The sequence below is a fragment of the Sphingomonas sp. GlSt437 genome, from assembly GCF_048015635.2.
Classification (GTDB): Bacteria; Pseudomonadota; Alphaproteobacteria; order Sphingomonadales; family Sphingomonadaceae; genus Sphingomonas.
The window spans coordinates 408,115-432,864 of the sequence record NZ_JBPGYA010000001.1; the positions used below are offsets into that span (position 1 = coordinate 408,115).

Here is a 24,750-nt window from a genome sequence, read left to right on the forward strand (position 1 = left end):
CGCCAGATTAACCACAGCATATGGATGCCCCCACCCCCGATCATCACGGCCACCGCGCCCGGCTGCGCCAGCGGCTGCTGAACGCGGGCGGCGAGGCGTTCGCCGATCATGAGCTGGTCGAATATCTGCTCGGCCTCGCCATCCCCCGCCGCGACACCAAGCCGCTCGCCAAGGCGCTGCTCACCCGGTTCGGCGGTCTTTCGGGCGTGCTGGCGGCGGATGCGGCGACGCTTGCCAAGGTCGACGGCATGGGCGACGCGTCGGCCGCGGCAATCCGGCTGGTAAAGGCGATCCTCAACCGGGAATTGAAAGCGCAAGTGATCAACCGGCCGGTGCTCGGCAATTGGCAAGCGCTGCTCGATTACCTCCGCGTCGATCTTGCCGGCCGCACCCGCGAGGCGTTCCGCGTGCTCCACCTCAATTCGAGGAACGAGCTGATCGCCGACCTGCTGATGAGTGAGGGCACCGTCGACCAGGCCGCCGTCCATGTTCGCGAGGTGATCAAGGGAGCGATGGAATCAGGCGCGGCGGCGATGATCCTCGTCCACAACCATCCCACTCTGGCTTTCTAGATCACGCTCGATCACGTTCGTTCCTATTGAATCACTTGGATTTTCTGGCTTGTCGTAGAGCCGGACGCTGTGGCATATTGGGGTCGGTTTCGAGGGGGATCAGTCGCCCTCGTGACCCCAGTCGCCGACCCCTGCTACCCGGCTGGCGACCCCACTTGAGAGCCAATGGGAGAGCCCAGTGCCAAGCCTTACCGATGGAGAAATCCGCCGCGCCCTGAAGCAGGTGGAGCAGACCGGCAAACAGCTAAGTCTGGTCGACGGCGAGGGACACGGCACCGGCCGCCTCGTCCTCGTTATGAAGCCGATGCCAACTCGCGTCACAGCCGATTGGATGGCGCAGCAGTGGCGCGATCAAAAACGCCTCAAGAAGAAGCTGGGCTCCTACCCGTCAATGTCGCTCAGCAAGGCGCGCGAAGTTTTCACCCGCGACTTCGCCGATATGATCCAGAAGGGTCGCAGCATCAAGATCGCTGGAGATACCCGACCCGGCACCGTGGCAGATCTGTTCGAAGCCTACGTCGCCCACCTCAAGGCATCGGGCAAATCGTCTTGGAAAGAAGCAGAGAAGGGCTTGAACAAGATCGCCGACACGCTGGGCCGGAACCGCCCTGCTCGTGACATCGAGCCCGATGAAATCACCGACCTCATCCGACCGATCTACGATCGCGGCAAGCGTTCAATGGCGGACCACGTCCGCAGCTACATTCGATCCGCATATAGCTGGGGCCTGAAATCGGAACATGACTACCGAAGCGCGTCGCAGCGGCGATTCCGGCTCGTCTACAATCCCGCGGCCGGCATTCCGACAGAGCCTAAAAACGTCGGAACCCGTTGGCTCGACGAAGAGGAGTTCATGCGTCTGTATCGCTGGCTGGAATGTCCTGATGCGCCAGTACACCCACCCTACACTCGGGCCGTACGCATTCTGATGCTCACCGGACAGCGCGTCGAAGAGATTGCCCGCCTGCATATCGATCAATGGGACGCCAAGGAACGGATTATCGATTGGTCGAAGACCAAGAATGGTAAGCCGCATGCCATCCCCGTACCGGAAGTGGCGGCTGAGTTGATCGAGTCGATCAAGCCCAACGCGCATGGCTGGTTCTTTCCATCCGCGACCGACCCGACCAAACCCGTAAGCCACGGGACGCTCTATTCGTTCATGTGGCGTCAACGAGAGCGGGAGGTGATCCCGGTTGTAACCAACCGCGATCTGCGCCGCACCTGGAAGACGCTGGCTGGCCAGGCTGGCCTGTCGAAGGAGATTCGCGACCGCCTCCAAAATCACACGCTCCAGGACGTCAGCTCGAAGAGCTACGATCGGTGGAATTACATGCCAGAGAAGCGGGCCGCGATGAAGAAGTGGAATGCGTTCGTCGTGGCGATGCTGAACAAGAAGCGCACGAGGGCGGCAAAGGAGAAGTCTTTGCGGATTGTCGCGACGACTGATGCGCAGTCTCAGGAAGCGGCCTGACCAGTGGCGGGCCGACGTTCCCCCAAAGCACGGCCCACCAAGGGGGACCACCACCTAGGGAATACCACGACCGCGGCTCCTAGCGGGGACGCGCATGGATACGCCGCGCTCGTCGAGGAACTGAAGCAGCGCATCACCGAGGCTCGGTTGCGCGCGGCGCTTTCGGTGAACCGCGAACTCGTGCTTCTCTACTGGGAGATCGGCAGAGACATCCTTTCCCGTCAGGAAAGCGAGGGCTGGGGCACCAAGGTCATCGACCGGCTTGCGGTCGATCTCGGGCGCGCCTTCCCACAAATGACTGGCCTTTCCGCCCGAAACCTCAAATACATGCGTGCGTTCGCGGAGGCATGGCCCGATCTCGAATTTGTGCAACAGGTTGTTGCACTATTGCCCTGGGGCCATAACGTCCGCCTGCTTGACGCCGTAAAGGCGCCCCCGGAGCGGGCCTGGTACGCTCGCCAGGCTATCGAGAACGGTTGGAGCCGCAACGTCCTCGTCCACCAGATCGAAAGTGGCCTGTTTGCCCGCCAAGGCAGCGCCCTTACGAATTTCACCCGGACGCTGCCAGCCGGTCAGTCCGAACTCGCGCAGCAGATTCTCAAAGACCCCTACAGCTTTGATTTCTTATCGCTCGGACCTGAGATGCTGGAGCGGGATCTTGAGCGCGGTTTGATCGAGCATCTCCGCGCGCTGATACTCGAGCTTGGCAAAGGGTTCGCGTTTGTCGGCAGCCAATATCATCTCGAAGTCGCCGGTCAGGACTATTATCTCGATCTGCTCTTCTACCATTTGCGCCTGCGCTGCTTCGTGGTGATCGAGCTTAAAATCGAGGACTTCAAGCCCGAATTCGCCGGCAAGATGAATTTCTATCTTTCGGCCGTCGACGACCAACTACGGCATAAGGATGACCAACCGACTATCGGAATTATCCTCTGCAAGGGCCGCAACGAGGTGGTGGTCGAATACTCACTCCGCGACACCGCCAAGCCAATGGGGGTCGCCCAATACAAAGTCTCCCCGTCGCTACCGTCTCGACTCCAGAAGGAGCTTCCGACGATCGAGGAACTCGGACGGGAGTTTCCGTTGATGTCCGTGGTGAAGCTGCGCATCGAGATCGAACGCGCGCTCCGCGACTACGCTGCAGCCAATGGCTTTGCCCCGACGCGCCCAACCGGCATCGGCCCTATGTTGCAGGATCTCGAGCGGCGCGGCTTGGCCCCACCGACCACGCGGAAATTCATAGAGGCGCTGCGCGTCATGAATGAAGCGTCTCACGGCGTCGAGGTTGACCCGGACGCCGCCGAACAAGCCGTCTCCGTGGGCACGGCGTTCCTGGCTGAATTGACTGACAAAAGCCGCGATGCTTGATCCAGAGGAGTCGCCGATCTTCTTTGATTGGCCCGATCGGACCGCGTTGCCTCTCATCGTCCCATGGCCGACGAGAGGCAACATCGGCGGCATGCTAGAATTCCGCGCCGCTTCCGAATGGCTGGCGTTTCTGCGACAGCACGATCTTCATCCTGCCGTGCCGTTGATTGTGTCGGCGAAATATCGGCGCGCCCAGAAGCTCTACACGCTCGCCTGGCTAGAATTCGACCTCATCAAGGCCGGCGAACTCGTGGCGCTCACCGCGCTCGAACTGGCATTGCGCGACCGATATGGCGCCCGGGCGCCAAAGCGCGGCCGGCATCCGGCAACACTAGAAGGTCTGCTGCGCTATATGGTCGAGGGCGACGGCCTCACCGACGGCGCCTTGTCCTTCGTGCGCAAATACGGCGGTTCGGTCCTTCCGCACCTGTACGAGACTGATGCCGCGCGCACTGCGCGCCAAGCAACGCAGTCACCTCCGCAGACTACGCTGGCGGCTATCCGCAATAGTATGGCCCACGGCGATCCGTTCGATGGTCTTCCCTGGAGCGGCCTCCTCGAATTGGTGCGAGACCTTATTCACTACGCCTATCGAGATATGATCTCTGAGATGACAGCGTCATCGGTGGGCAAAATGGCATAGTCTCGACCGCGACGATCACCAGCGAGGTAGTACTTCATGCGCACCATGCCCTTCACGCGGCCCACATTGATCGCTGCGGTCGAGCTTCTCGAAGGGCATAGTCAAGGTCGCTTCAACCAGATGGTACTGCGGCTTGGCTTGGAGGATGACATTCCGTCCAGCACTGGCTTGAGCGTCACCAAGAAGTGCGACCTCCTCGGCAGGATCGTTGTTCAAAGGCCGGCGGCAGTCCTTGAAACGACCGAGGGGAGCATGACGCTCGCCGAGGCTATCGTGCGGGAGGCCGTTCAGCTCGCCCATAGCGAACCCACACTCCCCATCCAGACCGCGTTCGCGCGCGGGCTGGCCCGCGACGGCTATGTTTTGTCGTGGGACGACTACGGGCGGAATCCCACGCTGCGCGCGGCCTTGCCAGACGAACTGAACCTGCCCGTCACCGACGACGAGGTTCATCAGCTCCTCAAGACCTTCCGGTTCGAAACACCGCTGGGCCACCTCGGCCAAGCGATCGAGGCGCACACGCGGGGCGACTGGGCCGCTGCAAATAGTCAGCTTCGAACCTTCATGGAGAGCCTGTTCGACGATATCGCTCGCAACGTCCGCCCCGCCGAGGCCGCCCAGCTTCCAACGTCGGAGAACCGCCGGGCCCTGCTCGCCGAGATCGGCTTTCTAGCTGTCGACAGAAACGAATGGACTCAGGACGGCAAGAACTACATCAACGGCGTGTTCAAGATGCTGCATACCGAAGGTTCGCATCCCGGGCTCTCCGACGAGGACCACAGCACGTTCCGGCTGCACCTGGTCCTCATCACGGCACGGACGTTCCTGCGCCGCCTCCAATTCGGACGGTGAGCTACACATGCCGATGGATCTATCAGAGTTTGACGATCGGTTTCTGGCGTCGTTTGTCCTGGGTTCGCCAGACTATGACGCCCAACTCTACGCCATCCGTGGTTTGCTGCGTCTCCATGGCCAAGCCGACGAAGCGCTTTCGAACGAAATCAAGGAGATCGAAGCCTTCGCCAAGCAGGCATCCGGCAGCGCGAACGAGCGCGCCGTCGATGATTGGATTGATCACCTGCATCAGTCGGTATTTCAGGATGCCGCGCACAGCATGGCGGCGGTGGGCATGCTGGCTCCATTCGTCGAGTCGCTATTCAAGCAAGCGTTTCCCGGCATCCGCGATCTTTTGGACCGCAACGGCCGAGCTCCCATCCCTCATGCGCGATGGACCATGCCGAAAGATAAGCAGTGGGACTGCCGACGCGCGTCCCCGGATCGGCCTCATCTGGTCGACGGCATTGTGGAGCTGGCAGATGCGACCGGACTTGCCGCAGACCTGCCGGCTGATCTGCACAAGACGCTGTCGGCGCTCTTCGGCTACCGGAACAAGATGTTCCATCTCGGCTTTGAGTGGCCCGATGATGAGCGGAGCGCGTTCGAACGCAGAATCGTGGCGGCCGGTTGGCCAGAGGATTGGTTCAACCAGGCGACCAGCGACGGCAAACCGTGGGTCTTCTATCTGAGCGAGACGTTCGTGCAGCACTGCCTGGCGACCGTCGATCAGATCTTCGCCGGACTTGGGGCCTTCGTGCGACGGAACGATTGAGCGCAGCCTGAATGAGGTGGAGAGCGCCGACCGGCCGGCGGACTTGTTGCGGCAGGCTGGGCACGCCACATTTGACCGACGCAGTTGCAACCCGGACCAGTCCGACCGCCATGAGTGTCGTGTCCACCAAGTCTGAACTCGCCTTCGAAGCCTGGTGCCGAGCACAGGGCGTCACCTATCGGCGCATCCGCGAAGCGCATACCCCAGGCCATAAGCGCCCCGACTACGCCCTCCACCTCCAGCCGCACTGGTGCTTCGTCGAGATCAAGGAACTCGACGAAACGCCCGAGGATTCTGCGCTGATGGGCGAGATGCTGGATGGCGGCGCCGGCTTTCGCTGGGTCGACCCAGGCGCCAGGCTGCGGCGGCCAATCAAGGCCGCGTCAGCCCAGTTGCGGAAGGCGTCTAAGCGGGGCTTCCCCACCGTCGTCTGCTTCTTCGACAAGACGATCGGTTTTCACCTGGAGCGGGTTCACGTCCTCCAAGCCATGTTCGGCCGCGACACACTGCATTTCGAGGTCTCGGCTGACCCGGCACACGAGCCGCGCTTCCTTGGGACGCGATACGGAAGGAAAGCGGCCTTGACCCGCCAGGACAACACTTCGATCAGCGCGGTCGCGGTGATGCGCCAACCTTCGGGCTGCGCGTTGGTGATCGACCTGTATCATAATCCGCACGCCCGCGTGCCGATCCCACCCAAACTGGCCGCGCCGTTGGTGCGCAAGCAGTATGGTGAGACCCTCGACGATCCCGATCGCCGTGAACCCACCGTGCTCGACTTGATGCAGACCCCGGACTGGAAGGAGTGGCTCGACGACCCCGAGGGGAAATGCGACCGGGAGATCGAAGCGTGTCTGCGTGAATTCCGGGCAGAACAGGCGCCGTGGCCGTAGCAGGGAGAAATCTCGCAGAACCCGCCGCCGGGCTGGCTTCCGTCAGCCAACCCTCGCGCGACGAAGCGATCCGCTTGATGCGCGGCGGTTTGGCTAAGGCGATGCGGGACCTCGCCGCGAGCTATGTCATGCCGATCTGCTGGATCACCGCGCGCGATCGCAAGCCTTTGATCCTCGACAACGGGTCCGCCTTTCTGCTCGATTGCGGCGCCGGTCCGTTTCTGGTCACAGCGAACCATGTCTATCAGGGCTTCCTTGCGGCGAAGAACGAGCACCCCGACGCAGTCTGCATGGTCGGCGATGTCCGCTTCGACTTGGCGAGCCGACACATCGCCTCTGACTCTGCCTACGACGTTGCGACGTTCCGGGTCGCCCATGACGAAGTCGACAAGCTTGCCAACTACGCCAACGGCAAGATCATCCTGACCGGCAGTCAGATGTCGTGGCCGCCCGCGCCGCCGGCGATCGACTGCGGCGTCTTCTTTGTGGGCTTTCCTGGCGACGGCCGGGAGATGCGCCCCTATCGGGGTAATTCGCTCGTGGAAATCGATTGGGTCGGTTACACCGCGCTCGCCGTTGCCAGTGGCGTTAGCAACACCGATATCACTCTGGTGTTCGACCATGAGCATGACTTCGATGTCGGGTTGCGTCCCAGCATCCCCAGCGATTGGGCGCTTGGCGGCTGCAGCGGAGCGCCATTGCTGACCTTTGTCGAACAGCGAGGGATTTTCAGTTGGCGGCTCGGCGGGGTCATCTACGAGTCCAGCAGCCTCATTCTAAAAGCATCCCGCGCCGATTGCCTGAACCCCGATGGCACGGTCAACCGATACCCTGACCCAATGGCGTATCGAGGACGGTGATCGTCGGACGGTTGCCTACGACCGCGCGCAACAGCTCTTGACTCTGACGCATGCTGTGTAGAACAAATAAGGAACATTATGTCCCCTTCCGCTCAAGAGGTCAACGCTACACGTGCGGCCGCTGTCCGCTATCGAGTCCTTGCGCGCCCAAGTCCGCCAAATCGAGGGGCGGCACCGGCGTGGCACAACGGTGTTGCCCTTCGGTCTCGCCGCAGTGGACTCGCGCCTTCCAGACGGTGGGCTCCCGTGCGGTGCGCTGCATGAAGTCGCTGGCGGCGGGAACGGGGCGATCGATGGCGCCGCCGCCGCACTCTTTTCGGCCGGCATTGCAGCGCGCACGCGGGGCAAAGTGCTCTGGTGTGTCACCAGGCCAGACCTGTTCGCGCCGGCGCTTTCCCAAGCGGGTCTGAAATCCGACCGCGTCATCTACCTCGAGGGTGGCGACGAAAAGACGGTCCTCGCCTGTGTTGAGGAGGGCCTGCGGCACGGCGGTCTCGGCGCCGTGGTGGCGGAAGTCGCCCGGCTAAACATGACAGCCTCCCGGCGGCTGCAACTCGCCGCCGAAGGGTCTGGAACAATCGGCATCGCGCTGCGTCGCTGGCGCCGGCAGACCGAAGCGTCGGATTTCGGTCAGCCCACCGCCGCCACGACCCGTTGGCGCATTTCGGCGCTGCCTTCGACCGCGCTGCCTGTCCCGGGCGTCGGCCGCCCGCGCTGGCTGGTCGAGTTGATCCGCTGCCGCGCCGGGGAGAGCGCGGACTTCGAACTGGAGGCGTGCGATGACACGGGTCATCTCCGTCTTCCTGCCGACCTTGTCCACGGACCGGGTCAGGCGGAAGGCGGGCAACACAGCGCCTCCGCCTGAGACGCCGCTGATCCTGGCCGGCCGGGACGGGCAAAGGCGGGTGGTTCTGGCGGCGGATGCCGCCGCCCAGGCCGCCGGCCTGCGCGTCGGCATGCCCGCGACCAAGGCCCAGGCGCTGGTGCCGGGCCTGGTGATCCAGGACGCCGACACGGCGGCGGACGCCGAGGCGTTGGAGAGGGTGGCGCTCTGGATGCTGCAACGCTTTGCGCCGATCGTCGCCGCCGATCCGCCCGACGGCATCGTCATCGATTCCACCGGCGCCGATCACCTCCATGGCGGCGAGGCCGCCATGGTGGCGATGCTGGTGGAGAAGCTCGCCAGCGTCGGTCTGCGCGCCCGCGCCGCCATCGCTGACTCCTGGGGCGCGGCTCATGCCCTGGCGCGCTTCTGCGCCCGGCCAGGGTTTGTGTCGGAGCCGGGGGCGGTCGCAGGCGATGTCGCGCCGCTGCCGCTCGCGGCGCTGCGGCTCGCACCCGTCCTGGTGGCCGATCTTCGGGTGCTCGGATTCGAGCGTGTCGCCGACCTGCTGTCGCAACCACGCGCGCCGTTGACGCTGCGCTTCGGTCCCGAAGTAGGCCGGCGCCTTGACCAGGCGACCGGCCGCCTCGCCGAGCCGATCGAGCCCGTCCGTCCCGAGGCATTGATCGAAGTCCGCCGCGCCTTCGCCGAGCCCATCGGCGCGGCGGAGACGATCGCGCGCTATATCGGCAAGCTCGCCGTCCAGCTCTGCGACGCCTTGGAACTGAAGGGCCTCGGCGCGCGACGGCTCGATCTGATCTGCCAGCGCGTCGACAATCGCGCGCAGGCGGTGCGCGTCGGCACCGGCTTGCCCCTGCGCGACGCGAAGCGCATGACCCGGCTGCTTTGCGACAAGATCGAGACCATCGACCCGGGTTTCGGGATCGAGGTCATGACGCTCGCCGCCACCTTCGCAGAACCGCTGGCGCCGAAGCAGGCGGCGTCGAGCCTGGTCGAAGAGCCGGAGCCGGATGTGTCCGGCCTGATCGATTTGCTCGCCAATCGCGTTGGCGAGGCGAACCTCTATCGCGCGGCGCCTGTGGCGAGCGATGTACCGGAGCGTTCAGTGCGGCGCATCCACGCGCTGGCGCCGGAGACCGGCGCGGAGTGGCCGGGCCACTGGCCACGGCCCTCGCGCCTGCTCGCCCCGCCCGAACCGATCGACACCGTCGCCCTACTGCCGGACCATCCGCCCGTATACTTCACCTGGCGCGGCATGCGCCGACGGGTGAAGCGCGCGGACGGTCCCGAGCGCGTCTTCGGCGAATGGTGGAAGCGCGATCCCGAGCTGGATGCGGTGCGTGACTATTTTCGCATCGAGGACGACGCGGGCGAGCGCTATTGGGTTTTCCGCGCCGGCGACGGCGAAGATCCACTGACCGGCTCGCAGCGCTGGTTCCTGCATGGGATCTTCGGATGAGCAGCCCGCGCTACGCCGAATTGCAGGTGACCTCGCACTTCAGCTTCCTGCGGGGCGCATCGTCTTGCGACGAGCTGTTCGCCACCGCCGCGGTCATGGGCATCGAGGCGCTTGCCATCGTCGATCGCAACTCGCTGGCCGGCATCGTGCGCGCCTACGAGGCCGCAAAGGCCACGAGCGTCCGGCTTGTCGTCGGCTGTCGCCTCGACCTCCACGACGGCGTATCAGTCCTGGTCTATCCGACGGACCGGCCTGCCTATTCGCGCCTCTGCCGGCTGCTGTCGCTCGGCAAGAAGCGCGCCGGCAAGGGCCAGTGCGACCTCGCCTGGGCCGATCTCGTCGCCTATGGCGACGGCCTGATTGCCGTTCTCGTGCCGGACACCGCCGACGAGGAGTGTGGCTTGCACCTGCGGCGCCTACGCGAGGCCTTCGGCGATCGCGCCTACATGGCGCTCTCCTTGCGTCGCCGCCCCAACGACCAGCTCCGCCTTCACGAACTGTCCAATCTCGCGACGTCCATGCGGGTGCCGACCATCGTCACCAATGACGTGCTCTTCCATGAGCCGGGCCGACGCATCCTGCAGGACGTCGTGACCTGTATCCGCCACAACGCCACCATCGACGAGATCGGCGACCGCCGCGAGCGTCACGCGGATCGCTACTTGAAACCGCCCGAGGAGATGCACCGCCTGTTCGCGCGCTATCCCGAGGCGCTGGCGCGGACGCTCGAGATCGTGGCGCGCTGCCGCTTCTCTCTCGACGAGCTCGCCTACCAATATCCGGAAGAGCGCGCTGACCCGTCGCTCACCCCGCAGGAGACGCTGGCGAAGCTGACCTGGGAGGGCGCGGCCTGGCGCTATCCCGAGGGGCTTCCCGACGAGGTCGTGCAGACCCTACGCCATGAGCTGGGGTTGATCGAGAAGCTGCGCTATGCGCCCTATTTCCTCACCGTCTTTTCGATCGTCCGCTTCGCCCGCTCGAAAGACATCCTCTGCCAAGGCCGGGGCAGCGCCGCCAACTCCGCCGTCTGCTACGTGCTCGGCATCACCTCGATCGATCCGGCCAGGAACGACCTCTTGTTCGAACGCTTCGTCTCCGAGGAGCGTCGCGAGCCGCCCGACATTGACGTGGATTTCGAGCACGAGCGGCGCGAGATCGTCATGCAGTGGATCTTCGAGCAGTACGGGCGCGACCACGCGGCACTCTGCTCGACCGTCATTCGCTATCGCACCAAGGGCGCGATCCGCGATGTCGGCAAGGCGCTCGGCCTGACCGAGGATCTCATCAAGATGCTGTCCTCGCAGGTTTGGGGCTGGTCGGAAGACGGCGTCGAGGACAAGCACGTTCAAGAGCTGAACCTCAATCTCTCCGACCGGCGCCTGCGCTTGGCGCTCGATCTCGCCCGCCAGCTCATGGGCGCGCCGCGCCATCTCAGCCAGCACCCGGGCGGTTTCGTCTTGACCCATGACCGCCTCGACGACCTCGTGCCGATCGAGCCGGCCGCCATGATCGATCGCCAGGTGATCGAGTGGGACAAGGACGATATCGACGCGCTGTGCTTCATGAAGGTCGATGTGCTGGCGCTCGGCATGCTGACCTGCATGAAGAAGGGGTTCGACCTGCTGGCCGCGCACAAGGGCATCAACCTCGATCTCGCGACGATCCCAGCCGAAGATCCGCGCACCTACGCGATGATCCGTAAGGCCGACACGCTGGGGACGTTCCAGATCGAATCCCGCGCGCAGATGTCGATGCTGCCGCGGATCAAACCGCGGACCTTCTACGACCTGGTGGTCGAAGTCGCGATTGTCCGGCCGGGCCCGATCCAGGGCGACATGGTGCATCCCTATCTGCGCCGACGCGAGGGGCTGGAGCCCGTCGTCTATCCCAAACCCGAGTTGGAACAGGTGCTCGGCAAGACGCTCGGCGTGCCCTTGTTTCAGGAGCAGGCGATGAAGGTGGCGATCGTCTGTGCCGGCTTCACGCCCGGCGAGGCCGACCAGCTCCGCAAGAGCATGGCCACCTTCAAGTTCACCGGCGGCGTCTCGGCTTTCCGCGAGAAGCTCATCTCTGGCATGGTCGCCAATGGATACGAGCAGGAATTCGCCGAACAGACCTTCAAGCAGCTCGAGGGTTTTGGCAGCTACGGATTTCCGGAAAGCCACGCAGCCTCTTTTGCACTGATCGCCTACGCCTCGTCCTGGGTGAAGTGCTGGCATCCCGACGTGTTCTGCGCGGCGCTCCTGAACGCGCAGCCCATGGGCTTCTATGCCCCGGCGCAGATCGTTCGCGACGCCCAGGCCCATGGCGTCGAAATTCGCCCGGTCTGCGTAAACGCCTCCCGCTGGGACTGCACGCTAGAGACCGCTGGCGACGAAGATCGCTTCGCGGTGCGCCTCGGCATGCGCATGGTAAAGGGCTTGGCCAACGCCCAGGCCGCCACGATCGTCGCCGCTCGCGCTGACCGGCCTTTCGTCTCGATCGATGACCTCTGGCGGCGCGCCGGCGTGCCCGCCGCAGCGCTCGTCCAGCTCGCCGAAGCCGACGCCTTCCGGCCGTCGCTCGCGCTCGCACGCCGCGAAGCTCTGTGGGCGATCAAGGCGCTGCGGGACGAGCCGCTTCCACTCTTCGCGGCCGCCGCGCGCGACGATGAACCCCTCCCAGAGATCGACGAGCCGGCCGTCACGCTCCGGTCGATGACGGCCGGCAGCGAGGTGGTCGAGGACTATGGTCATGTCGGCTTGACACTGCGCCGCCATCCGATCGCGTTCCTGCGCGACGACCTCATCGCACGTCGTGTCGTCACCTGCACTGAAGCCATGCAGGCACGCGACGGCCGCTGGCTCGAGGCCGCCGGCCTCGTGCTTGTCCGCCAGCGGCCGGGCAGCGCCAAGGGCGTCATGTTCATCACCTTGGAAGACGAATCCGGCATCGCCAACCTCGTGGTCTGGCCACAGGTGTTCGAGAGATTCCGCCGCGTCGTGATGGGCGCCAGCATGATGGCCGTCCGCGGCCGCATCCAGCGCGAGGGCGAGGTCGTTCACCTGGTCGCGCACAAGCTCACCGACCTCTCGGCCGAGCTTGGCACAGTCGGCGAGCGAGACGCCTTCCCACTGCCGCACGGCCGAGGCGACCAAGTCACCCATGCTGGCGGCGGGCCCGATCCGCGCGAGTTGCCGCCCAAGGGGCTGCGCACCCGCGACATCTATATTCCCGACCTTCACATCGACACCATCAAGGTGAAGAGCCGGAACTTCCACTGATCTCTCCAGCAGCCGACGAATGTCTCAAAGCTCAGCCATACGCTAAACTTCATCGCCACGCGGGAATACGGGAGCCGCGCCCATGTCCACCATCACGCTGTCGGCCACGCCCAAGGGCAACGGCTATCAGGCCACCGTGACCTTTCCGGACGGAGTCTCGATGAGTTCCGCCGAAACCTATCCGACGATGGCCGAGGCGCTGACCGCTGCCGCCCTGAAGATGCTCGATATGCCCGACCGTCTGGAAGCGCTCGACAGGACCGAGGAGGCGTCAGGCGATCATGGAAGAAGGTAAGCCCGGCGCGGTCGCCAAGGTCATTCGCCGCAATCCCAAATCCGGCCAGCGCGAATTCGGCGACCTGGTCTGGGGCCTGCTTCCGTACAAGACCGAGCGGCCGGCGACGGCGGTGCGGCCGATCCATGCGCGGGCGGAAACGGTTCAAGAGTTGCCGATGTTCGCCGACGCCTTTCGAAGCCGGCGGGCGATTGTGCCGGCGACAGAATACTACGTCAGAACCGAGACGGACGGCCGGCCGCAGCGCTACGTGGTCACCCGCGCCGATGGCAAGCCGATGGCCTGGGCGGGCTTATGGGAGTCCTTCGTCTGGCCGGGTGATCGCGTCGAGCGCAGCTATTGCGTGATCACCGTCGAGGCCAACGCGACCATCGCTCCTTTTCATGACCGCATGCCCTTGATCCTCGAGGCCGCGGACTGGCCGGTCTGGCTGGGCGACGCTCCTGGCGACCCGGCAGCCCTCCTGCGCATGGTCGACCCGGACGTGATACGCTGCGACCCCGCAGCCCAACGACGCCGGAGTCGATAGATTTGTGCAACCTCTACACCGTCAAGAGCAGCCTGCAGGATCTCGCCGACCACTTCGGCGTCTCGACGACGCCGGCTACCAACGCCGGCGAAGAGGTCTATCCCGGCACCCCCGGCATGGTGATGCGTGAGGTCGACGGAACCCGCGTCCTTCAGTCGATGACCTGGGGCTTTCCAGTACGGCTGAAGACAATGAAGCCGGGGTCAAAACCCATTCCCGTCAACAATATCGCCGATCTCGCGAAGGGTTTCTGGATAGGGCTCGCGCGCAAACCGGAATGGCGCTGCATCATCCCGGTGACAAGCTTCGCCGAGGCCGAGGGCGCGAAGGGCTCCAAGACCCGCACGTGGTTCAATGTCAAAAACCAGCCCATCTTCGGCTGGGGCGGTCTGTGGCGCGACAGCGAGGAATGGGGGCCGGTCTATTCCGGCGCCATGACCGACTGCAACGAGGCGATCAGGCCTATCCATGACCGCATGCCGGTGCTCTTGCTGGCGCACGAATACGATCAGTGGCTCCACGGCACGTTCGACGATTTGATGGACTTTCAGAAGCGATGCTTTCCCGACCACCTGATTGAGATGAATCGAACGACTGAGCCTTGGGTCAAGCGCAAGACGGCCGTGAACCAAGACTCTCTGATTTAGAAGGGGAAAGTCTTCCCCCTGGCCGGCGCCGCGGTCGCCGGCACACCCCCATCTGCGGGGAGACCCCCAGGCTGTGCCAAAACTCGGCGGCACAGAGCACCGGCGACTGCAGCGATGCGCCGTGCGGCTCAGGCCGCTGGCGTTAGACGCTCCGCACCGAAGGCGTTCACCGCGTGGAGGATGTTGAAAGCCAAGATCGAGAGCGCGGCCTCCGCTTTCACCGCTCTGAGCCCTCGTGTGAGGAATCTGCCGCCGCCCGACATTCGCTTAATCGTGCCGAACGGGTGCTCAACAGTACATCGGCGCGTCACCATCAAGCTCGGATCGGCGTAGATCCTAGCCTCCATCCGATCGAGGGCCGCCTGATCGAAAAGTCGATGGATCGTCCTCTGGGCGCCGGGCGTGCATCGGGATTTCAGTCGACAGTCCTTGCACGTGGACGTTCGGTATCGGATGGCGCGGTTGCGCGTGTGCTTGCCCGACGGCCTCAGGGTCTCGCCGGCCGGACATCGGATGGTGTCGGACACTTCATCGTAGGTAAACTGGATCGGCCGGAAGAAGTCGGAGCTCATCGCGCCACGCTTGATCGGCGCAGCCACCTCGATGTTGTCACGCTCACATTCGGCGACAGCCTGGGCGTTCGAGTAGCCGCCATCGGCCAGGATTTTGAGCCGGTCGATCTCCAACACCTCCATCGCCGCCAGCGACATGGGGTGAAGGAGTTGGCTGTCGTTCGCCTCGTTGGCGACGTCGTGATGAATGATCAGTCCGCTGTCGACATCGACGACGCTTTGCATGTTGTACGCAGGGAACTTGGGCGCGCGGCCGTAGCCCATAGGCTTGGCGTCAGGCTCGCCGAAAACGAGCACCTTCTCATCGCGATCCGCCAAAACCTGCTGGCGGCGCACAAGACGATCCTTTCGGCGGCGCAGAGCGGCGATTGCATCCGTAAACGCCTGGCGGTGCTTCGGCTGATCGTCGAAGCCCTTGGCCGACGCCTCGTCCATGATGTCGAGCCGGTCCAGGTAGTAGCCGATCTCCTTTTCCGTGTGCGCCAGGTCGCGCGCAAGCCGATCTGCGCCGGCGATATTCTTGGAGCTGGCGACCGCGCGCATCTTGGTCCCATCCAGTGCGACGAGACGGCCGCTGATCAGGCCGGCTTCCCTGCAGAACTGAATAAAGGCGGCGCTCGAAGCGATGATGGCTTCCGGGTTGTCGTGCCGGAAGGCGGCGATCGTGCGGTAGTCTGGGGCCAATCGGCGGAGCAACCAGAGCGCTTCAAGGTCGCGAGTGCATGCGCGTTCCAGATGGCGCGAGGATCGGAGCTGGTTGAGATAGCCCCAGATATAGAGCCTGAGCATGTCGCCCGGGCGGTAACCAGGACGGCCGGTGGACGCGGCGACGGTGCGGCCAAAACCCAGTTCAGTCAGGTCGAGACTAGCGACGAACGCATCGACGATGCGCACGAGCGCGTCCGGGGCGACATAATCGTCGAGGCAAGGCGGAAGCAGGCTGGCCTGACCGCGTTCTGTTCCTTCGATAAAGCTCACGAACACCTCAGGGCAGGCCTGAATCAGGTGTAGATTCTAGTAGTGTTCGCGCCTCTCGGACAGACGTAGTCACAGTCTTGCGTTCGTACACTGAGATTTTCCTACATCGGCCGAGGGCCTTCAGTCTAAGGCATTGGCGAGCGCTACAGCATGTAACCCAGGTCCGATGCGCCGGTCGGATAGGCGAACATGGTGGAGCGAAGGTCGGCGGCGGTCAGGCCGTGGCGGATCGCCAGGCCGAAGAGGTTGATCACCTCGTCGGCGCCCGGCCCCACAAGATGCGCGCCGAGGACCAGGTCACTGTGCTCCTCGATCAGCACCTTGTGGCCGTAGACCCGCTCGGCCAAGCGGCGGGCGGTGAACCAGTCCGGCGTCGAGGCGGCGTTGATGCGGAACACCAGCCCGCGGCGACGGGCCTCCGCCTCCGAGAGTCCGACTGCGGCGATCGGCGGCACGGTGAAGGCAACGCTCGGGACCCCGCGATAGTCCGGCTTGCGCGACGTGCCGTCCAACAGGTTGGCGGCCACCACCCTGGCGTCGTGGCTGGAGACCGGCGTCAGGGGCGGCCCGACGCCGGCCGCGTCGCCAGCGGCATAGACCCGCGGGTTGGAGACGCTTTGCAGATGGTCGTTTAGCTGCATGCGGCCGTCGCGCACGGTGACCTGGCCCGCCGCGAGGTCCAATGCGTCGAGGTCGGGCCCGCGGCCTGCGGCGTGCACCACCAGTTCGGCCGGGACAGCGAGGTCCGGCGCGCCCGGACGGCTGGCATGGACTAGCAGGCCGCCCTGGACCGGCTCGACACGGGTGACCGTAGCGCCGGTCTCGACGGCGATGCGGAGTTCATGGAAGCGCGGCATGAGCCAGCCGACCAGGTCGGGATCGAAATTCGGCAGCAGCCGCGCAGGCCGTTGCAGGATGGTGACCTCGGCCCCGGCGCGCGCCGCCAGGTGCGAGAATTCGGCGGCGACGTAGCCGCCGCCGATCAGCACGATCCGGCGCGGGAGGCGTTCAAGCTCCATGAAGGTGTCGCTCGTGACGACCAGTCCCTCGCCCGGGATGCCAAGCGGGATCGGCCGCGCCCCGGTAGCGATCAGCACGTGGCGGGCCTGCAAGGTCCGGCCGTCCACCTCGATCGTGTCTGGGGCGGCGAAGCGGGCGAGCCCGTGGACGGCGTCGACGCCCAACTCGGCGTAGCGATGTTCTTGTTTGGCGGGGATGGGATCGGTGAAGGTCCGCTTGAACCCCATCAGGCCGGGCCAGTCGATCGCTAGGGCGCCTTCGACGCCATGCCCGGCCATGCGCCTGGCCGCGTCGATCGCTTCCTCGCCGCTTACCAGCATCTTCTTGGGATCGCAGCCGCGGAGCGCGCACGTGCCGCCGAACGGCCGGTGATCGATCACGGCGACGGACCAGCCGGCGGCGCGGACCTTCGCAACGGCAACCTGGGCCGCCGTGCCGCTGCCGATGACGATCAGGTCGTAGGCCATGGCCGCAACTCCATCCGCATCGGCGCGAAGATCGCGCGGCCGACCTCCAGCGCTTCGGACAGGCTCAGGCGCACCCCGTCCTGATCGGCGGCCAGGCTGTTCGTGCGCCAGGTCTCCAGGTGAGCGTCATCGCAGAAGAAGGCCTGCAGGGTGCAGAGCGAAGACGCCGCGCAACCGGCGGCGTAGCGATGGCCGGACCAGACGACGATCCCCGAAGGCTCGACCTGATCCAGTTGGCGGCCGTGGCTCCGTGTGTGGATGGCGAGCGCACGGGCGCACTGACGGCACGCCGAGCGGACGGTGATGTCGCGCTCCAGCATCGCCCCGACGCCGAGCGCGTCGATGGCGCACATGGCGCCCACGGAGAGCCCGCCGGTCTCGACGTGATGCTCAGTCGGACCATCGGTGAACGGATAGGCGCCGCCTATCCGGCCGGCAACGTTGAGAATGAGGAGGTCGCGCCCGGCCAGACGCCGCAGCACGCTGTCGGTCTCAGCGATGGCGAGTCCGGCCCCGGCGGCGACGTCCGCGGCCTCCGGAGCGTGCCCGCTCATGGCGTAGGCGCTCAGGACGATGCCGTGGATTCGGCTCTCGGTCTCATCCAGCCCATCCCACTTGGGGCCGATGAAGGCCTCGACGACGGCCCTCAGGGCGTTTTGGGCCTGTGGTGTCGTGACCGCTCCCCAGTCTGGGATGATCACGCCGCCTCGAAACTCGACGGCGGGCCATCCGGTGGCTTCAGCGTGTGAGGTGGGCGTCGTCATCACGCGCGCTCCGCTCGCCACCCAAACTGAACCTTCAACCGGCGCAGCAGGAAAGCTGTTTCACATCCTTGGAGAAGGTCTGGGCCGCGAGCTTCAGGCCTTCCACCATGGTCAGATAGGGGAACAGCTGGTCGCCCAGCTCGCCGACGGTCATGCGCGCCCGGATGGCGAGCGCGGCCGTCTGGATGATCTCGCCCGCCTCCGGCGTCACCGCCTGGACGCCAATGAGCCGGCCGCTACCAGCTTCGGCGACCAGCTTGATGAAGCCGCGGGTGTCAAAGTTGGCGAGCGCGCGCGGGACGTTGTCCAAGGTCAGGAGCCGGCTGTCGGTCTCGATCCCGGCGCGGTGGGCCTCCGCCTCGCTGAGCCCGACCGTGGCGACCTGCGGATCGCTGAACACGACCGCCGGCATCGTGGCCAGGTCCAAGGCGGCCTCACCGCCGGTCATGTTGATCGCCGCCCGGGTTCCGGCCGCCGCCGCGACATAGACGAACTGAGGCTGGTCTGTGCAGTCGCCGGCGGCGTAGATGTGCGGCGTGCTGCTGCGCATGGCCGTGTCGATCACGACGCCGCCCTGCGCGTTGACGGCGACGCCGGCCGCCTCCAGGACAAGCGTCCGGGTGTTGGGCGCCCGGCCCGTCGCGACGAGCAGCTTGTCCACGCGCAGTTCGCCCTGGCCGGTGGCGAGGACGAACTCGCCATCGGCGTAGGCGACCTTGCTCGCCTGGGTGTGCTCCAGCACCTCGATGCCCTCGGCGCGGAAGGCGGCCGTGACCGCCTCGCCGATGGCCGGGTCCTCACGGAAGAACAGGGTATGGCGCGCCAGGATCGTCACCTTGCTGCCGAGCCGAGCGAAGGCCTGGGCCAGTTCGACAGCGACGACCGATGAGCCGATCACCGCTAGGCGCGATGGGAGGGTCTCGCTCTCAAGGGCCTCCGTCGAGGTCCAGTACGGCGTATCCGACAACCCCAGAATGGGCGGCTCGGCCGGGCTGGCGCCGGTGGCGATTAGGCAGCGTTCGAAGGTCACATGTTGCTCGACCCCGTCGGACTGGCGCACGAGCAGGCTGTGGGCGTCCGCGAAGCGGGCCTCGCCGCGCAGCACCGTGATGGACGGGGTGTCGGCCAGGATGGTCTCGTATTTCGCCTGCCGCAGCTCATCGACGCGCGCCTGCTGCTGGGCCAGCAGCTGCTCGCGCAGGATCGCTGGCGTACAGGCCCCGATCCCGTCATCGAACGGGCTTTCGCGACGTAGATGGGCGATATGCGCCGCGCGGATCATGATCTTGGACGGCACGCAGCCGACGTTGACGCAGGTTCCGCCAATGACGCCGCGCTCGACAAGGGTGACCTTCGCGCCCTGCTCGACGGCTTTCAGCGCCGCCGCCATCGCCGCGCCGCCGCTGCCGATGACGGCGATGTGCAGCGGGACGCCGCCGGCGCCGCGTTGCGCGCCGCCCGCGTCGGCGACCGAGGCGCGATAGCCGAGCGTCGCGACCGTGGCCGCAAGGGCCTCGGAGCTAACCCCCGCATCGGCCGCGATCTCCGCGCGCGCCTTCAGATAGGAGACGGCGGCCGAGCGCACGCCTGGGACGCGCTCCAACGCCTCCCTCACGTGCGTGGCGCACGAGTCGCAGGTCATTCCGTCAATGCGCAGGGCGATCGCGGCGGTCACGGGGCAGGCTCCTCAGCGCTTCACGGTGGACGGGTAGCCCGCGCCCGCCGTCGCCTTGGTCAGGGCGGCGACCGTGGTCTTGGCGTCATCGTAGGAGACGACGGCCTCGCGCTTTTCGAAGCTGACCTCGGTTTTCTCGACGCCGTCGACCTTGGCAAGCGCCGTCTTGACGGTTATCGGGCAGGCCGCGCAGGTCATGCCGGGCACCGCCAGGGTGACCGTCTTCGTCGCGGCCCACGCGGGCGAGCTGAGCGCGCCCATCAGGGCGATCAGGGAGACGAGCGTCTTCATGGGGACTTCCTTTCAGTAGAACAGGGGCAGGACGTAGGGGAACGCCAGCGCGACAAGGACGAGCGCTGCGACCGCCCAGAAGATGACCTTGTAGGTGGTCCTGACCTTGGGCACGGCGCAGACTTCGCCGGGCTCGCAGGCGCGGGCCGGGGGAAAGATTCGGCGGTAGGCGAAGACCATGGCGATCAGCGCTGCGCCGATGAACAACGGACGATACGGTTCCAGCGCGGTCAGGTTGCCGATCCAGGCGCCGCTGAACCCGAGGGCGACCAAGACGAGCGGGCCGAGGCAACAGGTCGATGCCAGAATGGCGGCTACGCCTCCTAGCGCCAACGCACTGCGGCCGCTTTTGGGTTCTGACAAGTCGACTCTCCTTCCGATCAACTCCGCCATCACGTTAGGAAACAGCCCTTTCGCGGGGTGGCGCGGGCGCATTGCGAGGCGGTGCAGCGAGATCCCAGATCGCGACGACCACCATCAAGGTCAGTCCGGGATAGAGGAGCCACGCCGTCGGCCAACCGCGGGTGGCCATGAGCAAAGCCGCCGCCAGCACCAAGATCGGCCCGATGACGCTCAGCGCCATTCGCGGCCACCGGCGATGGCGAAGTCCGCCGACCACGTTGGCGACGAGGGCGATCACGGCGAACAGCGGCAGGAGGTAACGAATAAAGACGCCTTCGTACTGGCTCAGAAACCCGAGGCCCAGCGCGGCGCCAAGGCTCGCAAGAGCCGGGAAGCACGCCGCGCAGCCCATGGCGGTGACGATCGAGCCGATGACGCCCGCCTTGTCGGCCGCGCGGGTGAGGGGATTCTGGATGGGCATCGCAATAGCCTCGGCGACTTCGTGGAACCGTCAGAGCGACGCTACAATCAGGACTGCAGCTTGCCCGTGGGGGCTGAGGATCACTACATACGATCTGTAGCGACTACAGACTCAAGCCCAAAATTGAGAGGCGCGAACAGCATGGCGGATACCGCGATTCCGATTGGCGAACTGTCCCGGCGCACGGGCTGCAACATCGAAACGATCCGCTACTACGAGCGGATCGGCCTGATGCCGGCCCCGCCCCGGCGGGGCCGCTACCGGAGCTATGGCGCGGACGACGTGGGCCGCCTCGGCTTCGTGCGACGGGCCCGCGAGCTGGGCTTCACGCTGGACGAGGTGCGCGCCCTGCTGGGCCTTGCAGGCGGCGGGCACGCGTCCTGCGCCGAGGTGCGCAACCTCGCCGCATCGCATCTGAAAGACGTGCGCACGCGCATCGCCGACCTGAAGCGGATGGAGCGGGTGCTGGCCGACTCGGTGCGGGCTTGCGACGCGGGGCAGGATCCAGGCTGTCCGCTGATCGAGGCGCTCCGCGCCGCCTGAGCGGCTGCGATATGATCGTGGCGGCTGCGACTTTTAGCACAGCCTGCCCCGCAACGCCCCCTTTAGAGTGAGAGTGCGGACCGGGTTCGCCGTGACGGGTTCAGGGCTGGAGGAGAGGCCTCCGGCGCCCGTCGCGGAGATCCGCGATGTCCAGAAAGACCGCTTCGGCGCGCCCCGGCCAGGACCGGGCGAGCCTCTATGACGAAATCACCGGAAAGATCATCGCCGAGCTGGTGGCAGGCCGACTGCCCTGGGTCCAGCCGTGGGGCACGGCGGCGGCGAAGGCGCCGCTCGCCATGCCAAAGAACGCCGCGACCGGGCGGCAATATTCGGGAATCAATGTCCTGATCCTCTGGGGCGCCGTCATCGAGCATGGCTTCCCCGCCCAGAGCTGGCTCACGTTTCGCCAGGCCCTCGGCCTCGGCGGCAACGTGCGCAAGGGCGAACACGGCACCACCGTCGTCTATGCCGACCGCTTTACCCCCGAGGACGAGAAGCGGCGGGCGCGTGAGACCGGCGAGGAAGCCGCCGCGATCCCGTTCTTGAAGCGGTTCACCGTCTTCAACGCCGCGCAGTGCGAGAACCTGCCGGCCGACGTGGCGGCCGTCGCACCGCCGCTGCCGCCCGACCTGATCGAACCCCGGGTCGAGACCCTGATCCGCGCGACGGGCGTCGACTTCCGCATCGGCGGTAACCGCGCCTTCTACGCGCCAGACCCCGACTTCGTGATGGTGCCGCCGCCACAGGCCTATTTCGAACCGATCAACTGGCATCGCACGGCCCTGCATGAAGTAGGTAACATCGCAAGTGTCCTTGTCGCGGGCGGCGCGGGCGAGGGTGCTGTAGAACGATACCTCCGCCATCTTCACTGCGGCGAGCAAAGCCCAGGCGGGGGTCGACTGGATGCACGCACAGCAGCCGGCGCTGCAACTCAGCGCTGCGGCGTAATTGGGATTGCGGCGGGTGCGTCCGGCATCCGCCGTAGGCTGCCGGCGAGCCGGTCCTCGGCCGTCCTCGCGCGATGAAGCAGCGTCAGGTTCTCGCTCGCCAAAAGACGCTTCTCTTCCGCATGACGGCGCGCGGCTGCCCTCAGGTCCGCCAGATCGGATTCAAGCTCGGCGATGCGCGCTGCCAGATCGGTCGCCGGTGTTGGGCCACCCGCCGCCGCCTCGATCTCGTCGAGGATGTCGCGATGGGTCGTGTAGAGCGGATTGCGGCTACGCCCAGCCTCGCGCGCGACCGAAGCCGGGCTGATCCGCACGACGCGCCCAGCATGATCGGCATGCCGCCCTTCGCCGCGCACAAGTCTGGCGAGTGCAGCCCGGTAGCTCCTTGCGACCGCGTCAGATCGGCGCAACGCATCAGTTCCCCTCATATTGCCCTCCGATCTTTGCCAGCACGCCGTCGCACTGTTCGATCGCCTCGGTCAGCACCGCCGCTGTCATCGCTCCGGCTCGGGGAAGCAGGGCAGCATTGCGCGCACGCCGATCTCGCCAGTAGCCGGCATGCTGCTCCTCAACGACCATATTCGCGCACGACAGGCACACCGCTGGCGCCCTCCCGGCTTCGCTCGGCCCGGCCTCACCGCCGCAGCGCGCCGTTTCCTGCTGGAACACGCACCAGCCATAATCGCAGGCATGCACCCGGAGATCGGTCTCCGCGAGGATAAATGCGATATAGTCGCGCCGGACCTGCTCACCGGCACGGCCGCGGAACCGGACATTGCCGGCAACGATACGCTCCCCCATCCGGCCACCAAGGCGCTTGCTGGTCAGCATTTGATCGAGCGCTGCGGCGGTTTCGGCGCGGCTCTCATGGTCGATAAGGCCGTGCAGATCGAAGTCGTTCCCCACATAGCTTCGGGCCGTCATCGCGACCGACGCATGCTTGAAGTGCTCGGCCAGCCCGAGAAGCTGTGATCGATCCCGCCGTGCCACGAACCGAGCGAAGGTCTTGCGGAACTGGTGCGTGCTGAACGACCAAGGCTTTCCTTCATGTTCGGGCACGCCGACGTGCCGCGCGAAGTCGTTGATCCGCCAACCGATGTGCATGTGGGTCACCGGCACGATCTCGCCATATTGCGTGTTCTTGACCAGGAAGATTTCATCGCGTCCCGACGCGGCACGCAGCGGGGCGCTCAGCTGTTCGAGCAGATCGACGGCCCGCACCACCGGCGCGGGGGCAACCCAGCGTTCCTCCCGCCCCTCGGGATGGTCTACCGTCTTGAACAACCGCGCCACCACATAGGCCTGATCCACGCCGGTCTCGCCGATCGGGCGGTATTCGATCGCCCCGACCTTCATCGACAGGATCTCGCTCACCCGCATCCCGACGAAGCCCGCGATGACGATGTAGCAGGCTTCGACGAGGTGGCATGCGGCGTGACGGACGGCGTAAGCGCCATCCAACTTGTCCCCCAGCGGTCCCGTCAGATGCGCTTGCCGCAGCGCCCTGCGCACATAGTAGGAGGCTTGGCGGGAGATGCCGGTAGCGAGGCCGATGGCCCTGGCTCGTAAGCGGATCGTTTCAGCCTCGATGATCGTCTCGCCATGCTCCTCCACCCAGCGCAACGCTTCGCCAAGGATCGCGACGGCGACCTCATCCGGGATGAACGGGATTGTCCCTTTGGTCGCGCGCGTGACGCCCGCCGCCTCGAAGGTCGTGTCCAACGGCAGCGGATCGACGCGCGGAGCATCGCTCAGCTTGGTTCTTTGCCGATAGAGATCCTTTATGGCGAGCAGGTAGTTGCTCACCGTGCTTGGGCTGACCCGCGCCTTTCCATTGCGGGCGGGACGACCGCGCAACCAAACGCACAGGCGATCGACAGCGCTCGGGTCGATGTCGGAGAAGCGGCGCAGCCCCTCGATCGCCATCCACCCGATCAGCGTGCGCAGAATCAGGCCTTTCATATGAAGCGACGCGAGCGATGATCGCTTTCGTCCCGCTGGCGGATCGACGCGCATCGACCAGAGGAAGTGCTTCGCGGCATGGATCAGGGCCGCGCGCTCCCCGATGCCGATCCTCGCATCCTTTGGCATCGCAACGACCCAGCGCAGCCGGTTCTGATCGGCGCGGCGACCCGACGTCCTGATGTCGAGGCGCCATTCGTCGTCGCCGAATCGGCTCCAGGGCGAGACGGCCATATCTTCCCAGGCCGGCGC

Annotated in this window: 24 protein-coding genes and 1 pseudogene; 16 read left to right on the forward strand and 9 right to left on the reverse strand. The window is 65.6% G+C overall.

Annotated elements, in window-relative coordinates; genetic code table 11:
- Positions 1-20: 20 nt before the first annotated feature.
- From ACLB0R_RS02190 to ACLB0R_RS02255, 14 genes and pseudogenes are all read left to right on the forward strand, one after another.
- Positions 21-560: pseudogene (locus tag ACLB0R_RS02190) on the forward strand (JAB domain-containing protein); the annotation flags it as partial.
- A gap of 190 nt (positions 561-750) precedes the next feature.
- Positions 751-2,046 (forward strand): tyrosine-type recombinase/integrase, encoded by a 1,296-nt coding sequence (locus ACLB0R_RS02195; protein ID WP_416641733.1) that lies wholly within the window; start codon positions 751-753, stop codon positions 2,044-2,046.
- 3 nt (positions 2,047-2,049) lie between these two features.
- Positions 2,050-3,414, forward strand: a complete 1,365-nt coding sequence (locus tag ACLB0R_RS02200; RefSeq protein ID WP_416641735.1) for a PDDEXK nuclease domain-containing protein — start codon at positions 2,050-2,052, stop codon at positions 3,412-3,414.
- A complete protein-coding gene (locus ACLB0R_RS02205) occupies positions 3,407-4,057 on the forward strand; it encodes a hypothetical protein (protein WP_416641736.1) in 651 nt (216 codons plus the stop codon). Before ACLB0R_RS02200 ends, ACLB0R_RS02205 begins: the two co-directional genes overlap by 8 nt.
- A 36-nt stretch (positions 4,058-4,093) precedes the next feature.
- Positions 4,094-4,909, forward strand: coding sequence for a hypothetical protein (locus ACLB0R_RS02210; RefSeq protein ID WP_416641738.1), 816 nt, complete (start codon positions 4,094-4,096; stop codon positions 4,907-4,909).
- 7 nt (positions 4,910-4,916) lie between these two features.
- Entirely contained in the window at positions 4,917-5,666 is a 750-nt protein-coding gene (locus tag ACLB0R_RS02215; protein ID WP_416641740.1) for a hypothetical protein, read from the forward strand.
- Positions 5,667-5,737: 71 nt separating this feature from the next.
- Complete coding sequence (locus ACLB0R_RS02220; RefSeq protein ID WP_416641741.1) at positions 5,738-6,559, forward strand: hypothetical protein; 822 nt, start codon at positions 5,738-5,740, stop codon at positions 6,557-6,559.
- Positions 6,550-7,419, forward strand: a complete 870-nt coding sequence (locus ACLB0R_RS02225; protein ID WP_434953683.1) for a hypothetical protein — start codon at positions 6,550-6,552, stop codon at positions 7,417-7,419. Before ACLB0R_RS02220 ends, ACLB0R_RS02225 begins: the two co-directional genes overlap by 10 nt.
- A 139-nt stretch (positions 7,420-7,558) precedes the next feature.
- Entirely contained in the window at positions 7,559-8,284 is a 726-nt protein-coding gene (locus ACLB0R_RS02230) for an ImuA family protein (protein ID WP_434953684.1), read from the forward strand.
- A complete protein-coding gene (locus tag ACLB0R_RS02235; RefSeq protein ID WP_416641746.1) occupies positions 8,199-9,722 on the forward strand; it encodes a Y-family DNA polymerase in 1,524 nt (507 codons plus the stop codon). The genes ACLB0R_RS02230 and ACLB0R_RS02235 overlap by 86 nt, the downstream gene beginning before the upstream one ends.
- Positions 9,719-12,985 (forward strand): error-prone DNA polymerase, encoded by a 3,267-nt coding sequence (locus ACLB0R_RS02240; protein ID WP_416641748.1) that lies wholly within the window; start codon positions 9,719-9,721, stop codon positions 12,983-12,985. Before ACLB0R_RS02235 ends, ACLB0R_RS02240 begins: the two co-directional genes overlap by 4 nt.
- Positions 12,986-13,067: 82 nt before the next feature.
- Positions 13,068-13,280, forward strand: coding sequence for a hypothetical protein (locus tag ACLB0R_RS02245; protein WP_416641750.1), 213 nt, complete (start codon positions 13,068-13,070; stop codon positions 13,278-13,280).
- Positions 13,267-13,809 (forward strand): SOS response-associated peptidase, encoded by a 543-nt coding sequence (locus ACLB0R_RS02250; RefSeq protein ID WP_416641752.1) that lies wholly within the window; start codon positions 13,267-13,269, stop codon positions 13,807-13,809. The genes ACLB0R_RS02245 and ACLB0R_RS02250 overlap by 14 nt, the downstream gene beginning before the upstream one ends.
- Positions 13,810-13,811: 2 nt before the next feature.
- Positions 13,812-14,456, forward strand: coding sequence for an SOS response-associated peptidase (locus ACLB0R_RS02255; protein WP_416641754.1), 645 nt, complete (start codon positions 13,812-13,814; stop codon positions 14,454-14,456).
- A gap of 128 nt (positions 14,457-14,584) precedes the next feature.
- On the opposite strand, the gene ACLB0R_RS02260 is transcribed toward ACLB0R_RS02255, so the two are convergent.
- From ACLB0R_RS02260 to merC, 7 genes are all read right to left on the reverse strand, one after another.
- Positions 14,585-16,006 carry an IS1182 family transposase gene (locus ACLB0R_RS02260; protein ID WP_172274881.1) on the reverse strand — a complete coding sequence of 474 codons (1,422 nt, stop codon included), beginning with the start codon at positions 16,004-16,006 and terminating at the stop codon, positions 14,585-14,587.
- Positions 16,007-16,149: 143 nt separating this feature from the next.
- Positions 16,150-17,493, reverse strand: a complete 1,344-nt coding sequence (locus ACLB0R_RS02265) for a dihydrolipoyl dehydrogenase family protein (RefSeq protein WP_172274878.1) — start codon at positions 17,491-17,493, stop codon at positions 16,150-16,152.
- Positions 17,478-18,257 (reverse strand): alkylmercury lyase family protein, encoded by a 780-nt coding sequence (locus ACLB0R_RS02270; RefSeq protein ID WP_416641757.1) that lies wholly within the window; start codon positions 18,255-18,257, stop codon positions 17,478-17,480. Before ACLB0R_RS02270 ends, ACLB0R_RS02265 begins: the two co-directional genes overlap by 16 nt.
- 34 nt (positions 18,258-18,291) lie before the next feature.
- Positions 18,292-19,932, reverse strand: coding sequence for a mercury(II) reductase (gene merA, locus ACLB0R_RS02275; protein ID WP_172274872.1), 1,641 nt, complete (start codon positions 19,930-19,932; stop codon positions 18,292-18,294).
- A 12-nt stretch (positions 19,933-19,944) separates the two neighbouring features.
- A complete protein-coding gene (gene merP / locus ACLB0R_RS02280) occupies positions 19,945-20,223 on the reverse strand; it encodes a mercury resistance system periplasmic binding protein MerP (protein WP_172274869.1) in 279 nt (92 codons plus the stop codon).
- Between the two features lie 12 nt (positions 20,224-20,235).
- Entirely contained in the window at positions 20,236-20,616 is a 381-nt protein-coding gene (merT, locus tag ACLB0R_RS02285) for a mercuric ion transporter MerT (RefSeq protein ID WP_434953685.1), read from the reverse strand.
- 4 nt (positions 20,617-20,620) lie between these two features.
- A complete protein-coding gene (gene merC, locus ACLB0R_RS02290; protein WP_172274863.1) occupies positions 20,621-21,046 on the reverse strand; it encodes an organomercurial transporter MerC in 426 nt (141 codons plus the stop codon).
- Between the two features lie 141 nt (positions 21,047-21,187).
- On the opposite strand from merC, the gene ACLB0R_RS02295 reads away from it, so the two are divergent.
- Both ACLB0R_RS02295 and ACLB0R_RS02300 read left to right on the forward strand, forming a co-directional pair.
- Positions 21,188-21,589, forward strand: coding sequence for a MerR family transcriptional regulator (locus ACLB0R_RS02295; protein WP_172274861.1), 402 nt, complete (start codon positions 21,188-21,190; stop codon positions 21,587-21,589).
- A gap of 146 nt (positions 21,590-21,735) precedes the next feature.
- Entirely contained in the window at positions 21,736-22,614 is an 879-nt protein-coding gene (locus ACLB0R_RS02300; protein ID WP_416641762.1) for an ArdC family protein, read from the forward strand.
- Here ACLB0R_RS02300 and ACLB0R_RS02305 read toward each other — a convergent pair.
- Together ACLB0R_RS02305 and ACLB0R_RS02310 are read right to left on the reverse strand one after the other, a co-directional pair.
- Entirely contained in the window at positions 22,521-22,892 is a 372-nt protein-coding gene (locus ACLB0R_RS02305) for a hypothetical protein (protein WP_298674892.1), read from the reverse strand. The genes ACLB0R_RS02300 and ACLB0R_RS02305 overlap by 94 nt on opposite strands.
- A gap of 58 nt (positions 22,893-22,950) precedes the next feature.
- A complete protein-coding gene (locus ACLB0R_RS02310) occupies positions 22,951-24,732 on the reverse strand; it encodes a hypothetical protein (RefSeq protein ID WP_240456262.1) in 1,782 nt (593 codons plus the stop codon).
- Between the last annotated feature and the right edge of the window lie 18 nt (positions 24,733-24,750).

What these genes read in the sequence shown, in the direction of transcription:
- ACLB0R_RS02205 (WP_416641736.1), top strand. Translation starts at nt 3,407, where the DNA reads ATGCTTGATCCAGAGGAGTCGCCGATCTTCTTTGATTGGCCCGATCGG.
- ACLB0R_RS02210 (WP_416641738.1), top strand. Translation starts at nt 4,094, where the DNA reads ATGCGCACCATGCCCTTCACGCGGCCCACATTGATCGCTGCGGTCGAG.
- ACLB0R_RS02215 (WP_416641740.1), top strand. Translation starts at nt 4,917, where the DNA reads ATGCCGATGGATCTATCAGAGTTTGACGATCGGTTTCTGGCGTCGTTT.
- ACLB0R_RS02235 (WP_416641746.1), top strand. Translation starts at nt 8,199, where the DNA reads ATGACACGGGTCATCTCCGTCTTCCTGCCGACCTTGTCCACGGACCGG.
- ACLB0R_RS02240 (WP_416641748.1), top strand. Translation starts at nt 9,719, where the DNA reads ATGAGCAGCCCGCGCTACGCCGAATTGCAGGTGACCTCGCACTTCAGC.
- ACLB0R_RS02245 (WP_416641750.1), top strand. Translation starts at nt 13,068, where the DNA reads ATGTCCACCATCACGCTGTCGGCCACGCCCAAGGGCAACGGCTATCAG.
- ACLB0R_RS02250 (WP_416641752.1), top strand. Translation starts at nt 13,267, where the DNA reads ATGGAAGAAGGTAAGCCCGGCGCGGTCGCCAAGGTCATTCGCCGCAAT.
- ACLB0R_RS02265 (WP_172274878.1), bottom strand. Translation starts at nt 17,493, where the DNA reads ATGGCCTACGACCTGATCGTCATCGGCAGCGGCACGGCGGCCCAGGTT.
- ACLB0R_RS02270 (WP_416641757.1), bottom strand. Translation starts at nt 18,257, where the DNA reads ATGACGACGCCCACCTCACACGCTGAAGCCACCGGATGGCCCGCCGTC.
- merP (WP_172274869.1), bottom strand. Translation starts at nt 20,223, where the DNA reads ATGAAGACGCTCGTCTCCCTGATCGCCCTGATGGGCGCGCTCAGCTCG.
- merT (WP_434953685.1), bottom strand. Translation starts at nt 20,616, where the DNA reads ATGGCGGAGTTGATCGGAAGGAGAGTCGACTTGTCAGAACCCAAAAGC.
- merC (WP_172274863.1), bottom strand. Translation starts at nt 21,046, where the DNA reads ATGCCCATCCAGAATCCCCTCACCCGCGCGGCCGACAAGGCGGGCGTC.
- ACLB0R_RS02295 (WP_172274861.1), top strand. Translation starts at nt 21,188, where the DNA reads ATGGCGGATACCGCGATTCCGATTGGCGAACTGTCCCGGCGCACGGGC.
- ACLB0R_RS02300 (WP_416641762.1), top strand. Translation starts at nt 21,736, where the DNA reads ATGTCCAGAAAGACCGCTTCGGCGCGCCCCGGCCAGGACCGGGCGAGC.
- ACLB0R_RS02310 (WP_240456262.1), bottom strand. Translation starts at nt 24,732, where the DNA reads ATGGCCGTCTCGCCCTGGAGCCGATTCGGCGACGACGAATGGCGCCTC.